This window comes from Odoribacter sp. N54.MGS-14, from assembly GCF_000980295.1.
GTDB lineage: Bacteria > Bacteroidota > Bacteroidia > Bacteroidales > Marinifilaceae > Odoribacter > Odoribacter splanchnicus.
Genome location: NZ_LARL01000132.1, coordinates 1 through 2,489 on the forward strand (window position 1 = coordinate 1; position 2,489 = coordinate 2,489).

Annotated in this window: 3 protein-coding genes and 2 tRNA genes; 3 read left to right on the forward strand and 2 right to left on the reverse strand. The window is 41.2% G+C overall.

All coding sequences use genetic code 11. The features are described from left to right. Positions 1-368 (forward strand): transposase (locus tag WS42_RS14485; protein WP_046451343.1); only part of this gene is annotated, 368 nt, incomplete at its 5' end. 145 nt (positions 369-513) lie between these two features. Here WS42_RS14485 and WS42_RS14490 read toward each other — a convergent pair. Both WS42_RS14490 and WS42_RS14495 read right to left on the reverse strand, forming a co-directional pair. Then, positions 514-590, reverse strand: a tRNA-Asp gene (locus tag WS42_RS14490). Between the two features lie 19 nt (positions 591-609). Beyond that, positions 610-683: transfer RNA gene (locus tag WS42_RS14495), tRNA-Asp, on the reverse strand. Between the two features lie 299 nt (positions 684-982). Between WS42_RS14495 and gcvH the strand changes: the two genes are divergently transcribed. Continuing rightward, positions 983-1,357 carry a glycine cleavage system protein GcvH gene (gcvH, locus tag WS42_RS14500; RefSeq protein ID WP_027202253.1) on the forward strand — a complete coding sequence of 125 codons (375 nt, stop codon included), beginning with the start codon at positions 983-985 and terminating at the stop codon, positions 1,355-1,357. Positions 1,358-1,458: 101 nt separating this feature from the next. Further along, positions 1,459-2,489, forward strand: a 1,031-nt coding sequence (locus tag WS42_RS14505; protein ID WP_046451344.1) for a phosphohexomutase domain-containing protein, incomplete at its 3' end; no start/stop codon positions are given.

Here is a 2,489-nt window from a genome sequence, read left to right on the forward strand (position 1 = left end):
AGGTTATGGAGGAACTCAAACAAATCTGCTCTCCTGACCAATGGGACATCACGCCGGAAAAGGCATTCGGTGTATTTAAGGAGTTCATACAAAGGTGGCAAAAGAGTTACCCGCCGCTAAAGAGATACCAGCACGACAGGTACAGGTTTTATTTTACATACTTCAAATATGAAAGGGAAATCAGGGGAATGATTTATACCACGAACTGGATCGAAAGACTGAACAGGGATTATAAGAGGGTTATTAACATGAGAGGGGCCATGCCGAATCCACAGGCCGTCATTCTACTGATGGGGACCGTGGCTCAAAACGCGGATATTTATAAATACCCTATTTATAATTTTTTAGAATCAAGATTATTTTATTAAAAATGAATAGATTTGCAAAGATGAAAAAAGAAAGGATTTACACACTTTTGGGGACACTATCGATGATAGTGTGTCTGTCCGATATGTGCTTTAAAAAAATGGAAACAAAAAAGAGTCCCGAATATTTACTCGAAACTCTTTTTCTTGGCGGTCTGGACGGGACTCGAACCCGCGACCCCATGCGTGACAGGCATGTATTCTAACCAGCTGAACTACCAGACCAAAATGTTTTCAAAAAAGGCGGTTCGGACGGGACTCGAACCCGCGACCCCATGCGTGACAGGCATGTATTCTAACCAGCTGAACTACCGAACCTTTTTTGCATCAAGTAACCGCTGTTACTCTCAAATGCGGTGCAAAGATAGATAGTTTTTCTTATTATACAATATTTCGGCCCTGAAAAAATGGAAAAAAATGCATTTTTATTACGGAAGGAAATATTCTTGAAGGCCCGAGAATAAAGGGATACGGATTGTTTACGTTGAGGATGAATGGGTTATTAATAAAAGTAATAAAGTATAGGCTAAAATTTCAATTTACGGTTTTGGAGTTTAATTTTTTCCTTATATTTGTGGCACATAATAATTGTCAAATTTAATTTAACTTATAAGATAATGAACGTACCTGCAGAATTAAAGTACACTAAAGAACACGAATGGATTCGTGTTGAGGGTGAAGAAGCATATGTCGGAATTACTGATTATGCACAAAGTCAATTAGGTGATATCGTGTTTGTTGAGGTTGAAACTGAAGGTGATAACCTAGAGGCTGGAGATACTTTCGGTAGTATTGAAGCTGTAAAGACCGTTTCTGATTTGTATATGCCGGTTTCCGGAGAAGTATTGGAATTCAATTCAGAATTGGAAGATCAACCTGACTTGGTAAACAAAGATCCTTATGGAAAAGGTTGGATTATCAAGGTAAAAATTGAAGACGAAGCACAGTTAGATGGATTGTTGAGTGCAGACGCTTACAAGGCTTCTATCTAATTTTATTGATAAAGAGGGGACTGTATGTGTTATCTCAAAAGGATAACGAATACAGTCCCTTTATTTTTGTTTTGTGGTTGCAAATTTCAATTTTTAATTCTATGACATTAATAAAATCTATATCCGGTATCCGGGGAACTGTTGGTGGACGTCCGGGTGATAACCTAACCCCTTTGGATATTGTTAAGTTTGTTTCGGCTTACGCTACTTGGTTGAAGACCGGGGCTGGGAAAACGAGAGCTAAAATCGTGTTGGGACGAGATGCTCGTATTTCCGGGGAGATGTATGCTAAATTAGTAGAGGCTACTCTGTCTGGTTTGGGACATGACGTGGTGAATATTGGTTTGGCAACGACTCCAACAACGGAGATCGCTGTTACTGCAGAACAGGCAGATGGAGGAATTATTCTCACGGCAAGTCACAATCCGAAACAATGGAATGCTTTGAAATTATTAAATAACCGGGGAGAATTCCTTTCGGCCGAGGATGGGACTCAAGTACTTCAGATGGCTGAACAGGAATCGTTTGAATATGCAGAAGTGGATGAATTGGGTTCTATTATCCATAAAGATTACACGGATTACCATATTCAACACGTGTTGGATTTGAAATTGGTGAACCGGGGGGCAATTGCCAAAGCCAACTTGAAAGTCGTCGTGGATGCGGTAAACTCTGTGGGAGGAACCGTGATTCCCGCTTTATTGAAAGCTTTGGGAGTGAAAGAGGTGGTTGAGTTGAATTGCGAACCCACGGGACGTTTTGCCCATAATCCGGAACCCATTCCGGAGAACTTAATCCAGATTTCAGAGAAAATAAAGGAGTGTGGGGCTGATTTAGGTATCGTGGTTGATCCGGATGTTGATCGTTTGGCATTAGTCTGCGAGAACGGGGAGATGTTCGTGGAAGAATACACGTTGGTGGCTGTTGCTGACTATGTGTTGAAACATACTCCGGGAAATACGGTTTCTAACCTTTCTTCTTCTCGTGCTTTACGGGATGTAACGTTAGCTCACGGGCAACAATATAACGCTGCGGCTGTGGGAGAGGTGAACGTGGTGACTAAGATGAAAGAGACGAATACGGTAATTGGTGGTGAAGGAAACGGTGGTGTCATCTATCCGGAAAGCCATTA

Bases quoted from the DNA above. Each gene is read 5' to 3' on its own strand.
- gcvH (WP_027202253.1), top strand. From the start codon at position 983: ATGAACGTACCTGCAGAATTAAAGTACACTAAAGAACACGAATGGATT.